General features: G+C 34.0%; 16 protein-coding genes. 7 read left to right on the top strand and 9 right to left on the bottom strand.

Going from position 1 to position 21,030, the window contains the following annotated elements; genetic code table 11:
* Nucleotides 1-11 precede the first annotated feature (11 nt).
* Complete coding sequence (locus BB050_RS08795) at nucleotides 12-3,101, bottom strand: SusC/RagA family TonB-linked outer membrane protein (RefSeq protein ID WP_066033316.1); 3,090 nt, start codon at nucleotides 3,099-3,101, stop codon at nucleotides 12-14.
* Between the two features lie 612 nt (nucleotides 3,102-3,713).
* Here BB050_RS08795 and BB050_RS08790 point away from each other — a divergent pair.
* The 5 genes from BB050_RS08790 to BB050_RS08770 all read left to right on the top strand — a co-directional run bounded on the left by BB050_RS08790 (nucleotide 3,714) and on the right by BB050_RS08770 (nucleotide 9,085).
* Nucleotides 3,714-4,430, top strand: coding sequence for an NUDIX hydrolase (locus tag BB050_RS08790; protein WP_066033315.1), 717 nt, complete (start codon nucleotides 3,714-3,716; stop codon nucleotides 4,428-4,430).
* Between the two features lie 33 nt (nucleotides 4,431-4,463).
* Nucleotides 4,464-5,165, top strand: a complete 702-nt coding sequence (locus BB050_RS08785; protein WP_008465429.1) for an NUDIX hydrolase — start codon at nucleotides 4,464-4,466, stop codon at nucleotides 5,163-5,165.
* A 163-nt stretch (nucleotides 5,166-5,328) separates the two neighbouring features.
* Nucleotides 5,329-7,125: a translation elongation factor 4 gene (gene lepA / locus BB050_RS08780; protein WP_008465431.1), complete on the top strand. Its 1,797-nt coding sequence runs from the start codon at nucleotides 5,329-5,331 to the stop codon at nucleotides 7,123-7,125.
* 229 nt (nucleotides 7,126-7,354) lie between these two features.
* Entirely contained in the window at nucleotides 7,355-7,972 is a 618-nt protein-coding gene (locus BB050_RS08775; RefSeq protein ID WP_008465432.1) for an outer membrane beta-barrel protein, read from the top strand.
* A 153-nt stretch (nucleotides 7,973-8,125) separates the two neighbouring features.
* Entirely contained in the window at nucleotides 8,126-9,085 is a 960-nt protein-coding gene (locus tag BB050_RS08770) for a helix-turn-helix transcriptional regulator (protein ID WP_066033314.1), read from the top strand.
* A 40-nt stretch (nucleotides 9,086-9,125) separates the two neighbouring features.
* Here BB050_RS08770 and BB050_RS08765 read toward each other — a convergent pair whose 3' ends face one another.
* Entirely contained in the window at nucleotides 9,126-9,623 is a 498-nt protein-coding gene (locus tag BB050_RS08765) for a DinB family protein (RefSeq protein WP_008465435.1), read from the bottom strand.
* Nucleotides 9,624-9,670: 47 nt separating this feature from the next.
* Nucleotides 9,671-10,150, bottom strand: coding sequence for a DinB family protein (locus BB050_RS08760; protein ID WP_008465436.1), 480 nt, complete (start codon nucleotides 10,148-10,150; stop codon nucleotides 9,671-9,673).
* Between the two features lie 302 nt (nucleotides 10,151-10,452).
* Here BB050_RS08760 and thiL point away from each other — a divergent pair, with 302 nt between their 5' ends.
* On the top strand, nucleotides 10,453-11,499 hold the full coding sequence (gene thiL / locus BB050_RS08755; protein WP_066033313.1) for a thiamine-phosphate kinase: 1,047 nt from the start codon (nucleotides 10,453-10,455) through the stop codon (nucleotides 11,497-11,499).
* Between the two features lie 123 nt (nucleotides 11,500-11,622).
* Here the strand turns inward: thiL and BB050_RS08750 are convergent, their stop codons facing one another.
* The 5 genes from BB050_RS08750 to BB050_RS08730 all read right to left on the bottom strand — a co-directional run bounded on the left by BB050_RS08750 (nucleotide 11,623) and on the right by BB050_RS08730 (nucleotide 17,543).
* Nucleotides 11,623-12,321, bottom strand: coding sequence for a response regulator (locus BB050_RS08750; protein ID WP_008465438.1), 699 nt, complete (start codon nucleotides 12,319-12,321; stop codon nucleotides 11,623-11,625).
* A complete protein-coding gene (locus BB050_RS08745; protein ID WP_335583314.1) occupies nucleotides 12,311-14,362 on the bottom strand; it encodes an ATP-binding protein in 2,052 nt (683 codons plus the stop codon). The genes BB050_RS08750 and BB050_RS08745 overlap by 11 nt, the downstream gene beginning before the upstream one ends.
* Nucleotides 14,363-14,459: 97 nt before the next feature.
* Nucleotides 14,460-14,729 carry a hypothetical protein gene (locus BB050_RS08740; RefSeq protein WP_066033312.1) on the bottom strand — a complete coding sequence of 90 codons (270 nt, stop codon included), beginning with the start codon at nucleotides 14,727-14,729 and terminating at the stop codon, nucleotides 14,460-14,462.
* A gap of 175 nt (nucleotides 14,730-14,904) precedes the next feature.
* Complete coding sequence (locus BB050_RS08735) at nucleotides 14,905-15,723, bottom strand: LytR/AlgR family response regulator transcription factor (protein ID WP_066033311.1); 819 nt, start codon at nucleotides 15,721-15,723, stop codon at nucleotides 14,905-14,907.
* A gap of 278 nt (nucleotides 15,724-16,001) precedes the next feature.
* Nucleotides 16,002-17,543: a glycine--tRNA ligase gene (locus BB050_RS08730; protein ID WP_066033310.1), complete on the bottom strand. Its 1,542-nt coding sequence runs from the start codon at nucleotides 17,541-17,543 to the stop codon at nucleotides 16,002-16,004.
* Between the two features lie 98 nt (nucleotides 17,544-17,641).
* Between BB050_RS08730 and BB050_RS08725 the strand changes: the two genes are divergently transcribed.
* On the top strand, nucleotides 17,642-18,322 hold the full coding sequence (locus tag BB050_RS08725) for a ComF family protein (protein WP_066033309.1): 681 nt from the start codon (nucleotides 17,642-17,644) through the stop codon (nucleotides 18,320-18,322).
* A 17-nt stretch (nucleotides 18,323-18,339) separates the two neighbouring features.
* On the opposite strand, the gene BB050_RS08720 is transcribed toward BB050_RS08725, so the two are convergent.
* Nucleotides 18,340-21,009, bottom strand: a complete 2,670-nt coding sequence (locus tag BB050_RS08720; RefSeq protein ID WP_066033308.1) for a zinc-dependent metalloprotease — start codon at nucleotides 21,007-21,009, stop codon at nucleotides 18,340-18,342.
* Nucleotides 21,010-21,030: the final 21 nt, after the last annotated feature.

Raw genomic sequence — 21,030 nt, 5'->3', positions numbered from 1 at the left:
ATTTTCAAATTTTAAAAGTTAACATTCAGACCCATTAAATAGGTTCTTGGCTGTGGATAATATCCAACATCAATTCCTTTAGCCCAAGATTGATTTACGTTTCCGAAACCAATTTCTGGATCCATTCCTTTGTACTTTGTGAATGTGTAAATGTTATTTCCTGCCACGTACAATCTGAATTTAGAGAAGAACTTTAATCTATCTGTCAACTTCGTTAAATCACATCCGATTGTAGCGTTTTTAATTCTGAAGAAATCTGAATCCTGAATATATAAATCTGAGAATTTAGTATAGTTCCCGTTTGCATCAGTTCCGTAAGTTACTCTTGGAATTCTGTTCGAAGTTCCTTCAGTTGTCCATCTGTTCAACACATCTGTAGTGTTGTTTGTGTAAGCACGTGTATAATCGTGAACTCCAAAAACGTTTTGCCCGCCAGCAATACCGTAAGTATTAACAGATAAATCAAAAGCTTTGTATGATAATTCTAAATTAACACCGTAATTAATATCAGGGTTTGGATCTCCTACTTTAGTCTTATCATTGGCATCAATTTTTCCGTCACCATTTAAGTCTACGAAACGAACGTCTCCCGGCTGTGCATTTGGCTGAACACCCGCTGCAACTTCTGTAGCATTTTGGAAAATTCCGTCTGTTTTTAATCCGTAGAAATAACCCATTGGTTTTCCAACCTCAACACGGTTCATCTCGTCTAAACCTTGGAATAGTACATTTGATTCTCCGTGAATGATTCCTTCGTTGTTTGCAATTCTCAACACTTCATTTTGGTTGCGAGAAAGGTTTGCATTAATAGCAAAATTCCAGTCTTTTCCAAAATGTGTGCGATAAGCCAAACCAATTTCAAAACCTTTATTGCTTACGTCACCACCATTAATATAAGGGGCAGTGGCTCCTGCATAAGCTGGTATAGAGGCCAATACTAACCAATCTTTGGTTTTCTTGTCGTAGTAATCAAAAGTTAAAGTAAAGTTGGTAAACAAGGTAGCATCAAAACCTAAATCTAACTGCTCAGAAGTTTCCCATTTTAAGTTACGGTTTGCTAACTGATCTGGGCTTGAACCTACTAAAAGAGTTTCATCACCAGTTCCGAAATGATATGTTTTATCTGTTGAGTTTACTACAGACATGTAAGCAAATCTTCTTGCAAATTGGTCGTTACCATTTTGTCCCCAGCTCGCTCTTAATTTGAAAGTATTTAAAACCTTGTTTTCTTTGAAGAAAGCTTCCTTATCTAAATTCCAACCTGCAGAGAATGATGGGAAAATAGCATATTTATTATCTGGACCAAATTCTGACGAACCGTCACGACGAACTGTTGCAGAGAATAAATACTTATTGTTATAATCGTACAATAAACGTCCGAAGTAAGACTGGATTGCATAATCTCTGCGGTTTCCTTTTACAACATTTGATGTAGGATCCTTTGCATTGTCTAGATATGCGTGCTCGAAATCATCAAAAATTAAGTTTCTTCCTTGCCCTTCCATATAATCAGACGTATTCTTTTTTGCAGAAGTACCTACTAAAACATCAAAATTATGAGAAGTAGCAAGATTGAATTTGTATTGAAGTGTATTCTCAAAAATCCATCCTAACGATTTTGTTGCACTTTGAGTTACGCTCGAAACCGTATTGTTGTCATTTGAAGAAAGTGAATAAACAGGTCTGAAAGCACGGTAATTGCTATCTGTCATATCAACCCCATAACTAGTTCTGAAAGTAAAATTCTTTGCAAATTTTAATTCGGCAAAAATATTACCTACATAACGATTCGTCTTAGTCTGATTAAAGTTGTTGTAATATAAAGATCCAACCGGATTGCTAATATCTTGAGAAATAATAGAACGAGCAAAATCTCCGTTCTCGTCATATGGCTGATCAATTGGGGCTGCATTTAAGAAACTTCTAATCGCATTGCTGTAGATGCCATCGTCGGCAACACCGCTTGATTTGATGTTTGATAAAGTGAAATTTTCTCCGATTTTTAAGTACCCTTTAATTACTTCTGAAGTAGAGTTTGCTGTAAAAGTAATACGGTCATATTGAGATTGATTGGTAGATCCTCCAATCATACCTTCTTGTCCGTAGTACGATAAACCTGTTGCAATCGTAGATTTTTCGTCACCACCTGTAATCAAAAGCGAATGATTTTGTTTCATTGCGCCTTCATTAAATAAATCTTTCTGCCAATCGTGATCAGGAAATCCTGCGATTTGCTCTTTAGTATATAATGGAGAATATCCAGAATTTACACGAGCTTCGTTCATGATTGTAGTATATTCTTGCGTATTCATCAAATCCAGTTTTTTAGCAATCTGCTGAAAACCTGTATAAGAACTGAAAGACACATTCATTTTACCATCTTTACCTTTTTTGGTTGTAACCAAGATAACTCCATTTGCAGCTCTTGCTCCGTAAATAGAAGCTGCCGAAGCATCTTTTAAAATATCAACCCTTTCAATAACAGATGGATCAAGATATCCAATTCCGTTATCTACTACTACACCATCAACCACATAAAGAGGATCGCTATTTCCAGCTGTACCTGCTCCACGAATATTTACCACCATATTCGCTCCAGGCTGACCAGAAGATGAAGTTACAGAAACCCCAGAAGCCTGACCTTGTAAAGCATTTACAACATCAAGACTCGCAACTTGCTGAATGTCTTTTCCTGACACCAATGAAGTCGCAGCAGTATTAACTTTCTTCTTTTGAGTACCGTAACCGATCACTACAATTTCTTTAAGTTCTGCAGTTTCTGGCTGCAAAACCGCATTGATTACTTTTTGAGTTCCAACCGTAATATTCTGCGATTTGAAACCTACAAAAGTGATTACTAAAACATCTCCTGTTTTAGCCTCCACTTTATATTTTCCATCAAAATCGGTAACAGTACTCGATTTTGTTCCCTGTACTTGTACAGTTGCTCCTGGAACTCCAAATCCGTCTTCGGAAGAGGTAATTGTCCCGCTTACAGTTTTGGATTCTTGAGCAAATCCAAACTGCATCATAAATACGCTAAGCAGCACCGCCATAAAATATGGAAGCTTTGTTGTTTTAATACAATTTTTGCTTTTCATAATAAGAATTGATTAAGTTTAAGTTATAGTTAGTGTTTTTTTACCCTAGGAGAAATCTGGAAAAACTTCCCAAGCAGGTCATGCCGAAAAAGAGGGCCTGAATCTCTTTTCCAACATGTAGTACTTGTAGACTATAAGCAACTTCAAAATCGATTCTTTTGGCAAATTTGATAATGATAATTTCATCAAAAAAGCTATTTAAATCCATTTCTAAAAAAACATTTGTGGTAAGTTTAAGTTAAGTGTAGTTTTGCCTTTTTTTACTTATAGTCAATCTGAATTTATCTTATGGTAAATTTGACTACAAGTGTAAAACAAATTTTCTATATTAACAATATTTTAGGGTTATTTTTTTTTGATTCTGATTAATTGTAATTCATTTTTATGAATGTTGTAAAACCTGAAGGGGAATTGAAATAAAAAATATAGAAAAATCAATGTTTTCATAAAATTGACCGTCAGTCATTTAGAAGTTTAATAGAATTCAAAAGCTTTTTTTACACATTCTTAAACATTTGATTTTCAATTTTTTGTTTCATTCAAAAAATATAAGGCTTTCAAAAAGGCTAATAATGATTTTATTTATTTAATTTGTCAAAATTTATCTCATATATGGTTGAAAATGTAGACGACAAAACTGCTTATAAAAATGAAAACAGCGCGATGAATGCCATCACGATTGACTGTGTCATTTTTGGTTTTGACAAAGGCAGTCTCGAAGTGCTTTTAGTGCAGCATGCTGAAGGTATTAGTAAAGGAAAATGGGGGCTTCCAGGAGGATGGATTTATAAAAAAGAAAGCACAGACAATGCGGCTCATCGTTTATTGAATGAGCTTACAGGTCTTGATAATATTTATCTGGAACAGCTGAAAGCATTTGGAGATCCAGATCGTTTTCCGCTGAGACGTGTCATTACAATTGGTTATTATGCCCTTGTAAAAAGAGAAGATTATAATATTAAAGCAGGTTTTACGGCTTCTGATGCGCAATGGTATAAAATCAATGAAATTCCAGATTTGATTTACGACCATAATGAGATTTTAGATTACAGTTTAAAACACCTTCGAAACAGGGTTCGTCAAGCCCCAATTGGATTTAATTTGCTTCCTGAAAAATTCACTTTATTGCAATTGATGCAACTTTATGAAGAAATTTTAGGAATCGAAATGGATAAGCCCAATTTCAGACGAAAAATTCTGCACATGAAACTCTTGGTGGCATTAGACGAAAAACAGCAAGATGTTTCACATAGAGCAGCTCAGCTATACAAATTTGATCCAGAAATTTATGATCAATTAACTGAAAAGGGATTTAATTTTGTATTCTAATTTTCAATAAACAATAATTACGACAACAATACATTGGCAGAAATAACTAATCATCATCACAAACCAGCCGTAGAGGGAATCACAATTGACTGTGTTTTCTTCGGATTTAACAAAGAGAGCCTCGAAGTTCTCTTGGTTCAGCACGCTCAAGGTGAAAGTAAAGGCAAATGGGGGCTTCTTGGCGGATGGCTTCAGCTGGATGAAAGTGCCGATGATGCTGCGCAACGTATTTTGCAAGAACTTACAGGACTTGAAAATATTTATCTAGAACAGCTAAAAGCATTCACAAATCCAAAACGTGTTCCAGAAAGACGTGTTGTAACGATTGGCTATTACACTTTGGTGAATCGTGAAGATTATAATATTAAAGCCAGTTTGAGAGTTATCGAAGCCAAATGGTATAAAATAAAAGATATTCCTGAGTTGATCTTTGACCACAATGAAATTTTAAATTTCAGTTTATTACAGCTCAGAAACCGTGTGCGTCAGGCTCCAATTGGTTTTAATCTTCTTCCAGAAAAATTTACTTTATTGCAGCTCATGCATTTGTACGAAGAAATTCTTGGAATTGAATTGGATAAATCTAATTTCAGACGAAAAATTCTTCACATGAAACTGCTCACAGCATTAGATGAAAAACAAAAAGACGTTTCGCACAGAGCTGCTAAACTTTATAAATTTGATGATGAGATGTACAAAAAATTAACTGAAAAAGGATTTAATTTTGAATTTTAACGCCAATTTTAATTCACATCTTTCAACTATCGAAGATCAGCATTCCAGAATCCAAAACTTTGCGCTATCTTTGCGCCTTAATAACATGCTTTAAAGTAATTGCTTTGAGGCAGATTATTCCCAAAAAAAGACTTAAAATCGATTAGAGAACCGATATATAAAAATGAAGAAGATACGTAATTTTTGCATTATTGCACACATTGACCACGGTAAGAGTACATTAGCAGACCGATTACTAAGTGCTACACAAACCGTTTCTGCTCGTGAAGAAAAAGCACAATTGCTTGACAACATGGACTTGGAACGCGAGCGTGGAATTACCATTAAGAGTCATGCCATTCAGATGGAATACAAATACAAAGGCGAGGAATATATCTTAAACCTAATTGATACTCCTGGCCACGTAGACTTTTCGTATGAAGTTTCTAGATCTATCGCTGCCTGTGAAGGCGCTTTATTGATTGTTGATGCGGCACAAAGTATTCAAGCACAAACGATTTCAAACTTATATTTAGCGCTTGAGAACGACTTAGAAATCATTCCGGTTTTAAATAAAGTTGATTTACCAAGTGCAAACCCTGAAGAAGTTAGTGATGATATTATCGATTTACTTGGTTGTAAATTGGAAGATATTATCCATGCTTCAGGAAAAACAGGTTTTGGCGTTGAAAATATTTTAGCAGCCATTATCGAAAAAATCCCTGCTCCAAAGGGAGATCCAGAAGAACCATTGCAAGCTTTAATTTTTGACTCAGTTTACAATCCGTTCCGTGGAATTGAAGTAATCTTTAGAGTTGTAAATGGGGAAATCAAAAAAGGCCAGAAAATTAAATTCATGGCAACAGATAATGAATATTTTGCTGACGAAATTGGAACTTTAAAATTAAACCAAGTTCCTAAAAATGTAGTTTCGGCAGGAGACGTTGGATATTTGATTTCTGGAATTAAAGAAGCTCGTGAAGTAAAAGTTGGTGATACGATTACAGATGCAAAAGTTCCGACAACGAATATGGTTGCTGGTTTTGAGGATGTAAAACCAATGGTATTCGCAGGTATTTATCCTGTTGATACAGAAGATTACGAGGATTTGCGTTCTTCAATGGAAAAATTACAGTTAAATGACGCTTCATTAGTATTTACTCCTGAAAGTTCTGCGGCATTAGGATTCGGTTTCCGTTGCGGATTCTTAGGAATGCTTCACATGGAAATTATCCAAGAACGTTTAGAACGTGAGTTTGATATGACTGTAATTACTACGGTTCCTAACGTTTCGTACTTAGCGTATACTAAGAAACATCCAGAAACGCCAATCGTTGTAAACAATCCATCAGATTTACCAGAGCCGTCAAAATTGGATAGAGTTGAAGAGCCTTTTATTAAAGCTACCATCATTACAAAAGCCGATTTCGTTGGAAACGTAATGAGTTTATGTATTGAAAAACGTGGTTTAATCACCAACCAAACGTATTTAACAACAGAACGTGTTGAGTTGAATTTTGATATGCCATTGGCCGAAATTGTATTCGATTTCTACGATCGTTTAAAAACAGTTTCTAAAGGTTACGCTTCTTTTGATTATTCTCCAATTGGAATGAGAACTTCGAAATTGGTTAAACTTGACGTTCTTTTGAATGCTCAAACCGTTGATGCGCTTTCTGCATTGATTCACGAAGATAACGCTTACAACATCGGTAAAAAAATGACCGAAAAACTGCGTGAACTTATCCCAAGACAGCAATTCGACATTCCGATTCAAGCGGCAATTGGAGCTAAGATTATCGCTCGTGAAACTATTAAAGCACTTCGTAAAGACGTTACTGCAAAATGTTACGGTGGAGATATTTCGCGTAAGCGTAAACTTCTTGAAAAACAGAAAAAAGGTAAAAAACGTATGCGTCAAGTAGGAAACGTTGAGATTCCGCAAGAAGCATTTATGGCTGTTTTAAAATTGAATGACTAGATTTTCTTTTTAGATAAAAAGAGTAAAGAACAAAGAATATAGATTAGACCCGATGACTTGTGTTATCGGGTTTTTTATTGTTCAAAGTTTAAAAATTACAACGTCAAAACTTACAAATACGACAGATTATTAACTCGAAAAATCCAATATTAACTCATTCGAACAAATCGAAAGCCTTTTTAACACAGAAAATGTATTTTTAATCTTACAACTTTAACATTACAAGACTATGAAAACCAAATTTTCTGTTATTTTAGCACTATTCACATTCTGTTTTGCAAATGCTCAACAAGACCAAGTTGATTCAGAAATGAATTCTGCAAAAGGCATCACTTTTCAAAAAGGTGATATGTTTTTAGAAGGATCTATCAAAATTAGTACAGGCGGCGACGCAGACTATTATGGCTTTAGCCCAAAGTTTGGCTATTTGCTAAATGATAAATTTGCTGTTGGAGCTAAACTAAACTACTCAAGTAACAAAGTAGAAACTACTCAAGTAAAAACGAATGTTTTTGGAGTTGGAGCTTTTGCTCGTTACTATTTCTTAGAATTAGATAAAAAACGTTTTAAAACGTATGCCGAACTTGGTTTAGGGTATGGAAGAAACAAAACCGAAATACCACAAGTTGGCAGCGATACAGACAATAGCTTAACAGCTGATATTAATGTCGGTTTGAACTATTTTGTAACCAAAAATATTGCCGTTACTTTTGTCCTTGCAAATGTTTTGGCTTACAACAGCGTTTCTCCAGAAAATGGCCCATCGTCTGATACTTTTCAATTAAACATCAACTTATTTGAAAATATTTTCGACCAGCCTCAATTTGGAGTTTTGTATAGATTTTAATTTTTTTTTTTCGATTTATGATAGAAAGCTGTTTCAATTTGGAACAGCTTTTTTTTATTCTCTTTAGTTTTTACATTTGTATCTTTGAATCTTTGCATCAGCAAAAAGACTTAAAATCTCAGTAACTCAGAACCTTAGAATCTTAAAAAACAAATGCTCGACGAAACCCCAAAGCGATTTGACCGAATTGTTGCTATTCTCATACAATTGCAATCTAAAAAGATTGTCAAAGCACAAGAATTAGCCGATCGTTTTGAATGCAGTTTGAGGACAATCTATCGAGACATCAGAACTCTGGAAGCCTCTGGCGTTCCAATTTATAGTGAAGCTGGAGTTGGTTATGCTCTGATGGATGGTTATCGTCTTCCTCCCGTGATGTTTACTCGCGAAGAAGTCAGCAGTTTTATTGCTGCTGAAAAACTGATGAAGAAGTTTACCGATCCTTCTTTGGGAACACATTATGCTTCGGCGATGTACAAATTGAAATCGGTTTTGAGAAGTAATGACAAAGATTATCTTTCAAACATCGAATCTAGAATTGTAATGCAGGATGCAGAACCAATGTTTAATGATAATTCGCCAAATACTCTATCGGTTTTGTTTGAAAGTATTGCTGAGAAGAAACAGATTTCACTTTCTTATAAAACCTTTGGGAAAGATGAATTAACTGAGCGTAATTTGGAACCAGTTGGCATTTTTCATGATAATAACAATTGGTATTTTCTTGGTTTCTGTCACTTGAGAAAAGATTACAGACAGTTTAGGGCAGACAGAATTCAAAACCTAAAAAAAACAGATTTAGATTTTACAATCGAACACGATTCTTTGGAAACGTATTTGAACAAAACAGAAACAGTTCCAACTACAAAAGTCCGCCTTCTGGTAGAAAAGAAAATTGCCCGTTATCTAGCTTTCGATAGAAAATATCATGGTTTTGTTTCTGAAAAAGAAGTTGGAGATAAATTAGAAATGACTTTTCTCTGCCGTGATATCGAAAATGGTTTTCCTCGCTGGTTTTTAATGTTTGGCGATTATGCTGAAATTTTGGAACCTGAAATATTAAAAACTAAAGTTTTAAATTTAATCGAAATCAATAAAAAAAGACTATTATAAAAAACTCCCAAAAGAATTTGAAATTCTCTTGGGAGTTTTTTTATTGGGCCTTAATTACATTATAAAAATTGTAATCGGTGTTGGAAGCATCTGTAATTCCGATATTTCTTCCCATGGTTACAATTTGTCCTCTGTGATAAGTTCCGTGATTTATAACCTGCAGCAGATAATCTGAAACAGGCAATTCGCACTCAAACCACGGATTGGTAATTTTAACTTCTTTCATCAAATCTTCTTCTGACAATGAATTGATAAGATGTTTCAATCTTGTAGATGAATTGAGCAATCCTTCAAATATTTCATCTTTTGACAATTCGTTTTCAGGCTTTTTTTCTATCATATCATTTTCAGAGATTACAGAAAACCAATATTCTTCTGTAGACCAGATATGATCCAACGTTTTCATGATAGTCGGAAAACTTGATTGAACTTCTGCATAAAGCAATTCATCAGCTTTTGGCGAAAGCCAGTTTACAAATTGCTGGTTTACCCATAAATTGTAATCTGCAAAATTGGACATTATCTTTTTTAAACTCATAGCAGTGGTTTTTAGAATGTGATATTAAGATAGTAAAAAATTATCAATTATCTTTCCCAGAAAAATGGCGGTTCGATATTTAAAGCTCTTAAATACACATAAGCTTGTCCACGGTGATGCACTTCATTATCGATAAAGTATAAGATATTCTGAATTACAGGAAATTCATATTGCCCAAAAAGATTAAAGGTTTCGCTAAAATCTTCAACTGATAATTGTTCCCAATATTTATTGATTTCTTCTGTAGCTTCATCCCATTTTTCAAGATATTGCGCTTTAAAGATCAGTTTTTCTGTTCCTTCTGAAAATGGTGCAGTTTCTTTCGTTACAATTCCTTTTAAACCTGGAACCGCAATAGCCAAAAGCTCATCCACTAATTTTGAGAAAGGTCTCATCCCTCCAATTGAAAATTCGAAGAAATCTTTCTCTGGGAAAATCTCAATTAAACGACGTGTAAGTGCTCTGTGCCCTTGCCAGTGTTTCAATAAATCTTCTGAAGTAATAACTTGTGCTTCTAATGTTTTCATGGTTTTAAAGTTTAAATATTTTTAATACTTCAAAAGTAAAATGGGCTGGTGACAACAGTTTGTCAGCAGCAAAAAAATATTTTAAAAAAATATTATTCAGCACATTTTAGACGCACCGCAATGCGTTTAACACATCGGAAATCTACACCCAAATTTATACACAAGGGAGATGCACTGCGGTGTGTCTCTACGGAAAATTCGTTTATAAAAAACTTTGCAACTCTGAACCTTTGTGTCTTTGTTACTTAAAAAGAAAAATCCTTTGTACCTTTGCGCCTTAATAACTTTGGAACTTAACAGAAATGATTGAAGATAAAAATCAGCAGAGAACTAGTATAGCTCAATTGGGCGAATTTGGTTTAATTGACCATTTAACTAAACATTTTGACATTACTCAGGAATCTACTTTAAAAAGTATTGGCGATGACGCAGCTGTTCTTGATTTTAAAGATAAAAAAGTAGTAGTTTCAACCGATTTATTAATTGAAGGAGTTCATTTTGATTTGGCTTACATGCCACTGAAACATTTAGGATACAAAGCCGTTGTAGTAAACGTTTCTGACATTTGCGCGATGAATGCAAAACCGACTCAAATTACGGTTTCGGTTGCCGTTTCTAATCGTTTTCCGCTTGAAGCTCTAGAAGAGTTGTTTGCAGGAATTACACTTGCCGCAAAAGAATATAAAGTGGATGTTATTGGTGGAGATACAACCTCATCTCAAAAAGGATTAATCATCAGCATAACTGCCATTGGAGAAGCTGATGAAAATGAATTGGTTTATAGAAATGGAGCTAAAAAAACTGATTTATTAGTTGTAACCGGTGATCTTGGCGCTGCGTATATGGGATTGCAGGTTTTAGAACGTGAAAAACAAGTTTTTCAGGTTAATCCGAACAATCAGCCCGATTTAGATCCTTATACTTATTTGGTAGAACGCCAATTGAAACCTGAAGCGCGAAAAGATGTTCGCACCTTGCTTCATGCTTTAGATATAAAACCAAACGCAATGATTGATATCTCAGACGGATTATCTTCTGAGATTATGCATATCTGCAAACAATCTAAAGTAGGTTGTAATTTATATGAAGACAAACTGCCTTTGGATCCTCAGTTTATTTCTACTTGCGAAGAATTTAATATCGACAGTACAACGGTTGCCATAAATGGTGGAGAAGATTATGAACTTTTATTTACGATTGATATTAATGATTTCGACAAAATAAAGGGAAATCCGAATTTCTCTGTTATCGGACATATGACGGAAGAAAATGAAGGAATCCATCTTGTAACCCGTGCGAATACAAAAATTGCCTTAAAAGCTCGCGGATGGGATGCTTTGAGCGAGTAATTTAAGTATTCAGTCTCAGTATTCAGTAACAATAAAAAACACCTAATAGGTTTAAAATCCATTAGGTGTTTTTTTGTGTCATTATATTTCACTTTAAAACTCTAAAATCTGAAATCTAAAATTTTAAAAAAGCCCTTTGCTTTTCGCTTCTTTTACCAAGTCGTGATCAGAACCGCTTTTTATTTTTAGCAATTCCATTAAATGTTTTTTTCGTTTCACGATGGCATTTAAAGAAATTGGAATATTTTGCAACACTTCATGAATTGGGGTTCCTTTATCTAAATGAATTAATATCTGTTTATCGTATTGATCAATTTCAATTGCATTATGCGTTGATTGATTCAGCATCTTTACAACCGACTGGCTGTAATATTTTTCATTTTTCATTACTTTATCAAAAGCCAAAAGCAATTCGTCAAAAGTAAGGTCGTTTTTAATGATCAATCCGTTGGGCTGAATGGTTCTGATAATGGTTTTAATTTTCAGCAATTCGGTATACATCGTCAACAGAATAATCTTGCATGAAGGCATCTTTTTCAAAATCAGCTTAGCTAGATCTTCACCAGAAAAAATCTCTTTTTCCTCATAAGGAGGCATGCTAATATCCAAAAAAGCGATATCAAAATCAGTATTGTTATTATTTTCAATTATATCATAACCGGATCTACAATCGTGTGCCTGCGAAATTAAAAAATCATATTGTTTTGGATTATAACGAGTTATAGCATTCTTATACCCTTCAATAATAAATGGATGGTCATCTACTATTAAAATATTCTTTTTAACTAATTGTGGAGCTGAGGCTGGTAAATCAAATGTCATTATGAAGGTTATTATTTGGCTCTAATGGGACTTTTATGGTGAGAATTGTTCCTTCTCCTTTGGCAGATTTTATCGTAACTGTTCCCTTACACTCTGTGGCTCTATATTCTATATTATTAAGACCAATTCCGTTTTTAGTTTTATTGGTATTAAATCCAATTCCGTCATCCTCGATGGTTAAAACTAAATTATCATTTTCGTTTTTAAACTCTACTCTAATAATATCAGCCTTAGCATATTTGTTACAATTCTGGAGCCCTTCTTGAACTATTCTATACAAATTGATTTTTACGATGTTGCTTATTAAATCCCATTTAATTTCAGGATCAAAAACAGTAATCAATTTAGAACTATACGTATTCTTCTGATCTTCAAATAGTTTATTCAAAATAGAAACAAAATTATTAATTAATTCTGATTTTTCTCTATTTAAGTCATGCGAAATTTCCCGAATATCCTGTTCAACATTTTTCAATTCGTCAAGATATTTTTTTCTTTTAGAAATAGCCTCAGATTCATCTAACTTATCCAAACTATCCAAACTTATCCTAATACCGAACATACGCCCTAAAACACCATCGTGTAACTCTTGGGCAACTTTCTTCTTTTCTTTTATTCGCGTAAGCTCAATTTCATTCTGTTGCGAAATCATTAGATTATAAATATCTTCGTTTGCAATCTGTTGTTGTTGTTTAAAAAGTAGTTCTCGATTTTTGGCCTGCTGTGTTTTGTAAACATAAAAAAACAATCCGAGTAATGTACAAATACTAAATACATAAATCAAGGTTTTATTTTTTTCCTGAAGACTAGAATTTTGATCTTTAATTTCGTTGGTTTCATATTCGATGCGAGAGAATTTTTCTCCCATTTTACGTTCTGCTTTTAACATTTTTTCGTTAAGAGCAATATATTCTTTCGAATATTGAGAAGCATTTTTGGGATCAACTGCTGCGATTTGTTTGAGAGCTTCTAAAGTATTTACAATCCTTGTAGATGTACGCGATAATGTCAGAGCTTGTTTTGAAAATTGAATCGCTCTAAAGGTATCTTTTTTTAAGGCATAATACTCTGACAAGTGTATTTTACTTGATACCATTCCAGAATTAAGATCAAGGCTATCTCTAATTTTTAGAGATTCATAAAAAAGCTCAGGCATCTTATTAGGATCATTTAGTTTCAACTTAGCATATCCTAAATTATCAAGTAAAATTGCATATAAACTTGATCTATCTACAAAAAGATTTTTTTCTTGGAGTCCCCTTTCAAAAAAAACTTTGGCACGTTTATAATTCCCCATGCGCATATATATGTAGCCCAAGTTATTTAAAGATGCTGCTTTATATTGAAAATCTGAGGGGATTTTTTTGTCATCCAATATATTCAAGGCTTTATTCTGAAACTCTAAAGCTTTGGCAAACTCTTCTCTTTCATTATACAAAATACCTAACAAATTATAGCTTTCATAAAGCAATTCATTGACATCTTTCTTTAATTTTAAAATACTCAAAGCTTTAAAGACGGTTATTTCACTTTCAAAAAAATCACCTTCGTTGTATTGCAGATTCGCTTTATTTAAAAAAGTCTTAACCAAATTTAATTGATCATTAATTCTCTGATATGTTTTTTCGGCTTTATAATAATTCAAAAAAGCACTATCAGAAATAGATTGCGACAAATAGTAATCACCTAAATATATATAGGCTTTTGCCATATGTACCGAATCCTTTGATACCCGAGCCCTTTCTAAAATTAATTTAGTTGTTTTAAGATAGGCTTTCCAATCGCTCATATTGTAATATCGATTAGCAACCTTAAAAAGATTTACTTTATTAAGCGAATCATCTTTTTGTTCTAAAATAATACTTAATGCTTTCTGAGCGTATTTTTGTTTAATGTGTAAAGGCAGATTATCCTCATTTGCTAAAGTAAGATAAGCAGGAAGGCTGTCTTTAGAAGAAGTCATCTCTAAGTTTCCTGCTTTCTTGGTACATGCCAATATAACAAAGAATAAAAACAGCAGTATTTTTTTTAGTTTCTTCAATTGTGCCTTTGAATTTTATCAAAAATAGTAAAACTATAGACACAAAAAAAGCTGTCAAAAATTGACAGCTTTAATTTTATATATTTCTTTATTTCTTTTAATCTACTTTTTTATCGTGTCCGAAAGCTTGATTAACACTTGCAAAGTTTGCATTGCTATTTTTTTGGAATGATTCAGCAGCTCCATGAAAATCGTGTTTTTTAATAACTCCACCTGCTGCACCACCACCAGTTGTCGTCGTACCATCTACTGGTAAAACTTTAATAGAATCGTTTGCTGCTAAATATGTTGGAACTTCTGTTGACGCAAAAGAAGTTGCTACTACTACTAAAGAAAATAATCCGATTGTTAAAGCTGTTTTTTTCATGACCTGAGGTTTTAATGTTTGTATTAATTTTTGGAGATGATCCGCCGTTTGCTTGCGAATCAGAGTGTAAAACTAATACCAGAATGAAAAAAAATTTATACAAAAAATTAGGTTTGTGGTAAATCGTACCCAATTGATAGTCAATGAGTAGCAAATTAATGTAATTGTCTAATTTTTAGACTTCTAGGTAATTTCCTGCAGCAAAATCGGCAATAATCTGCTCAACATTTGCTTTATAGGTTTTAGAAAAAGGAATCTTTTTTGTGGAGTTTTTTATGTAACAGATTGAGTTTCCGCTATGAATCCTCGAAATATAGTTTCGATTAATTACATAACTATTGTGAATACGGATAAAAGGATACGTCAAAACACTCTCAAAATGTTTTAAAGTTTTGAAGGCCGTAATCATTTCGCCAGTGTTTAAATAAATATCCGTAGAATTATTGTCGGCTTGAAAATAACAAATATCGTCAGCATTTAAATATCGATAATCACCATAAGATTTTATGCAAATGGTTAATGGTCTTTGGATATTTTGAGGAATCGTTACGTTATTTACATTGTCAATTACAATTGAAGTCTGTTCTTCAGTTGAACCTACTGTTTTTACCTCAAAATTTGCTTTTTTAAGCTTCAAAACGGTTTTTAGCAAATCAATATGTACAATAGGTTTTAAAAGATAATCAAACACGCCGTATTGAATAGCATCAAACGCTTTATCTTTCTTATTTGTAGTAATAATAATTTTTGGGATCTCCTGAAAGAAACGGTGCAATTCGCTAACGAAAGTCAGAGACAAATGACTTGAAAGATTTTCAGGTTCGATTTCTAGAAAAATCAAATCGGGTTTGTGTTCTAAAACCAAGTTTAAACCGTCCTGGAAATTTGATGCCGATCCCGCAAAAGATAATTCTGAAAAACCTGAAGCGGTTGTTTGGGTTTTCAAAATACTCTCAGCAACATCATCAATTATAATATACGAATACTTTTTCAATTTCGGGTCTTGTTGGTTTTCTCACTGCGCAATCATAATAAAAAAAACACTTTTGATTTGCTATATGAAGAAAAAAATTGCTCTTTGCAGTAATATAAATTTAAAATTACGGATTTAAATATTTTAAACATCTCATTGTTAGTACATTAATCCAAAATGTTAATACATAAGGATGAAATGCAAAAAAAGCCGATAAAATACTTATTTAAAAAAAGAAATCCCAAACTCTCCCGAAGCTTTGGGACAGAATTTGGGATTTCTATAATAAACTGTAAAGATTACATCTTCATTAACCAGTTTTTCATCGAAACTTCATTTTCGATAATACCTCTTAATTCAGTAATTTTTACACGATCTTGTTTCATGGTATCTCTATGACGAATCGTTACCGTTTCGTCTTCAAGCGTTTGATGATCTACTGTGATACAGAAAGGCGTTCCTAAAGCATCTTGTCTTCTGTAACGGCGTCCTACAGCATCTTTTTCATCGTAAGCCACATTGAAATCCCATTTCAAATCTTCTATGATTTTTCTTGAAACTTCTGGCAAACCATCTTTTTTAACTAATGGCAATACTGCCGCTTTAGTTGGCGCTAAAACTGCCGGTAATTTTAGAACTGTTCTTGTAGAACCGTCTTCTAATGTTTCTTCTTTTAATGAAGTAGCAAATACAGCCAAGAACATACGATCTAAACCAACAGAAGTTTCTACTACGTAAGGAACGTAGTTTTCATTTAATTCAGGATCAAAATATTGTAATTTTCTTCCGGAATATTCTTCGTGTGCTTTTAAGTCGAAATCTGTACGAGAGTGAATTCCTTCCAATTCTTTAAATCCAAATGGGAAATTAAATTCGATATCAGCCGCTGCATTTGCGTAGTGCGCTAATTTCTCGTGATCATGAAAACGATAATTTTCCTGTCCTAACCCTAAAGATAAGTGCCATTTTAAACGAGTTGCTTTCCAGTGCTCGTACCATTGCATTTCTTCTCCTGGACGAACAAAGAATTGCATTTCCATTTGTTCGAACTCACGCATACGGAAAATAAATTGTCTTGCCACAATTTCATTTCTGAACGCTTTACCCGTTTGAGCGATTCCGAACGGAACTTTCATACGGCCCGATTTCTGAACGTTTAAGAAGTTCACAAAAATACCTTGAGCCGTTTCTGGACGTAAATATAAATCCATTGCATTTTCTGCAGATGCCCCCAATTTAGTTCCGAACATCAAGTTGAATTGTTTTACTTCTGTCCAGTTTTTAGAACCAGTTTCAGGATCAGCAATTTCAAGTTCTTCGATTAAAGCTTTAACGTCAGCTAAATCTCCAGCTCCCAAAGAACGTCCTAAACGCTCTCTGATTTCTTTTTCTTTAGCTAAATATTCAATTACACGAGAGTTTGTAGTAACAAACTCTTGTTCGTTGAATGCATCGCCAAAACGAGCTTTTGCTTTTTCGATTTCTTTTTGAGCTTTTTGGTGAATTTTTTCAGCAAAATCTTCAACCAAAACGTCAGCTCTATATCTCTTTTTAGAATCTTTATTATCAATTAATGGATCATTGAAAGCATCAACGTGACCAGAAGCTTTCCAAGTTGTTGGATGCATCAATATCGCAGCATCAAGGCCGACAATATTTTCATTCATCTGAACCATTGATTTCCACCAATATTCACGGATATTCTTTTTTAATTCGACACCGTTTTGTGCGTAATCATATACAGCACTTAAACCATCGTAAACTTCGCTTGACGGAAAAATAAATCCGTACTCTTTTGCGTGCGAAACCACATTCTTAAATATATCTTCTTGTTTTGCCATAGTGATGCAAAAATATAAAAACTAGCTATATAAAAAAGAAAAATTATAAAGATTGAAGCTTTGATTTTGTTACTTTTGTAAATAAAATCTCTCTTTTTGTGATTAATTATCTAATAAATCTATTTTTCCCTAAAGTCTGCAGCGGATGCCATTCACTTTTGCTTCAAAATGAAACCGTTTTCTGCACCGTCTGCCGACATGAAATGCCTCTAACACAATATCATTTAAATCCTAAAAACGAAGCTGTCAAAAAGTTTTACGGTAAAATTGACATTCAATTTGCATCAGCTTTTTTGTATTTCAATAAAAAAGGAATCGTTCAAGAATTAATTCATAATTTAAAATACAAAGGTCATCAGGAAATTGGAACCGTTTTAGGAAATTGGTATGCAGAAGATCTAAAGGAACTTCAATTAGAAATTCCTTTTGATGCTGTAATTCCCGTTCCGCTGCATAAAAGAAAATTTAAGGAACGAGGTTATAATCAGGTTACAACTTTTGGAAAAGCAATTGCATTGGGTTTTGAAATTCCTTTTGCAGAAAATATTCTAATCCGAAAATTATATACCAAAACGCAATCCAAGAAAAACCTTTTGGGAAGATCTGAAAATATTGAAAACATTTTTGATGTCAAATTCACCGAATCTGATCACAACAAACATTTTTTAATTGTTGACGATGTGCTTACAACAGGTGCAACACTTGAAGCATGCTCAAAAGCGTTACTAAAAATACCTCGCGCTAAGATTAGCATACTCTGTATGGCAATGGCGCATTAACCTTTAAAACTCAAAAATTAATTCACCAATATTTTTTTTACTTCTTTTCTGTTACCATCAGTAACTGTTACAAAATAAAGACCTGAAGGCACATCTGGCAACTGAATATCTTGAATAAAATATCCTGAACCTTGGAAAGTTCTATTGTAAACATATTTTCCATTAATATCATTTACGTAAACTTTAATCTCGCTCACCGAATCTCTATCAAATTGCACTGTAAAAGTTCCTTTGTTTGGATTTGGGTATGCAACGAAATCAGCATTCTCAAAATCGTCATTTCCTAATGTATAGGTTTTAGAACAGATATTTACTGACGCAGAATTTATTGTTCCAAGAGCTCCCACAGTATCATCAAGAACTCTAAAAGTCCAATTTCCTTGTGGATTTTCCCCATTAAAAGCACTTAGAGCAGTTGAAGGGATCACAATCTGGCTAGTAGTTGTATTACAGTTCAAAGCAGCTCCGCTATCATCAAACTGCAAAGCAAAAGTTGAATTTGTACTTCCGCAGTTTTTATTAAACAAAGTCACCACTGTGCCGCTCGGGCTTATGATTTGCATAGTCAAATCTGAAAATCTCGCATGCGTTACATTTACTGAAACATTGACATCTGAAATAGTTCCAGATGAAGTAGGCACAGAAACTGTTTTATTCACATTTACATTATCGCCTGTTGAATAACCACCACCAAAATTATATGACGCGCAAGAGGTCGAAACCTTATATCCTAAAGCAAATGGTTTGGAATTTATAGCATAATAAATATTGCCAACTGGCTCTACCAAAAGTCTGCAATTTGTAGAAGCGTCAATTTCTGGAACCAATATCGTTTCAGAACCATCATTTGGAGTATTAGTAGCTAAGATTATTGGAAATGTTAATCCGCCATCTACTGATAATTTGATATTTACATTTGACGAACCTGGTAGTGTATTAGTGTTATTTACACTCCAATTAATTGTTTGTGCAGACCCTTTTGCCCACCCGAGATTATCATCAGCTTGTGAAGTTACTGCAAATGGTCCAGCCGCTGCACTGACAGTCACAACCATTGCATCTGTATTTGTCTGTCCTTTTCCTGCTGCCGCATTGTCTCTTCCTGTCAAAGTAAAATTCATTGTCTTTGCAATAGAAGAAACAGACTCCCAAGTTGTCGTTAACTGATTATTTAATACAGAACTTAAAGCTGGCATGTAGCGAACTGGTGATGCTGTCGGAGAAAAAGACCTAAACATTGGTCCATCTGGTTTTGTTGCAGAGGCAAAACTATTACCAGCAAAAGCTGTTGTTGCACTATCAAATTGCTCCCATGTATACGTTATTGAATTTCCTTCAGGATCTGAACCTGTTCCTGTTAAAATAAATGGCGTATTGATTGGAATCGTATAATCTAATCCTGCATTTATTACAGGCGGATTATTATCAGCTATAGGTATAGACACGGGACAAGTTTTTCCTGCTAGATTATTCTGTATTTGACTAATACTGGCGTAAGAAAAATAATCATCTGAATGATCTTGTATATTATAACCTTGTGTTACACCTGCATATCCCATAATAGTTGAACCGCTTCCAGGTTCATAACATGCTCCATAACCTTCATTTTGGAAAGAAAAAGTATGTGTGCCTCCAAGCTGATGTCCCATTTCGTGTGCCACAAAATCTATATCAAAATTATCACCTTGCGGTTTTGCATCTGCTGGAGATGTAAACGCACTACCTTTTCCTATTGGTTGGCTTGGAGTTGGACTATCACATATACAACCTATACAACCCGCATTTCCTCCTCCGCCAGAAGCTCCAAACAAATGACCTATGTCATAATTGGCCTCACCTATAACATTGGTTAATGTGGTCTGCACTTCCTTAGCCCAAGGCCCACCATCTGCTGCACCTACCGATGCAATCGAGTAAGGATCTGTAGAAGCATTTGTATAAATAACAGCATCATTGTTTGCAATTAAAATTAATTGTACAGCAAGATCTCGATTAAAAATACCATTTACTCTAGTTAAAGTGGCATTCATTCCGGCTAAAGCTCCTGCTTTTGTTCCGCCAAAATAAGCTGTGTATTCCCCTGTACAAGATAATGCCAATCGAAGTGTTTTAAATTGTTTGGCATTAGAAGCTGTTTTTGCGGTTGTTGCCGTTTTATTGACAGAAACAAGATTGGTTGTTTTACAGTCCAACAACATTTTTGATGTTGCGTTGTCTGTCGATTTAAACAAAACATATTCAGATTTATTTTCTGGGTTTTGCTCAATATATTCAGTTGGTTTTGCTGTTCTAAAAACCATGGTCTGTACGCCAATTGGAGCAACACTAAAATGTATTTTAGCATTTTTATCATCTATTCCTCGACCTTCATAAGATCTGATTTCTGGATATTTTGCTTGTAATTCGGGATCAAAATTAGAAGATTCCCAAATAGAAAAACGTTCCAAAATGCCATCAGTATTCGGAATAGTGATTTCTGACGTTGTGTTTTTTGCTGTTTTATTGGATGCCGAAGCTAACTTTGAGCTGAGAAGACTTGTATTTAATTTATAGTATAATTTATTGGAACTTGTGCCATCAGCTCTTCGTGAAAGCGATGAATTAGTTACTTTCTGCCATAAAACGTCTTGTGCTTTAATTGCTACAGAACAGAAAATTAAAAGTATACAAAGTAGTTGTTTTTTCATACTATTAAAATATAATAATCA

Origin of the sequence: Flavobacterium anhuiense (assembly GCF_001705175.1) — a bacterium.
GTDB classification, from domain to species: domain Bacteria; phylum Bacteroidota; class Bacteroidia; order Flavobacteriales; family Flavobacteriaceae; genus Flavobacterium; species Flavobacterium anhuiense.
The sequence above is the reverse complement of the archived record's forward strand: the minus strand, read 5'-3'. Positions and strand labels throughout refer to the sequence as shown.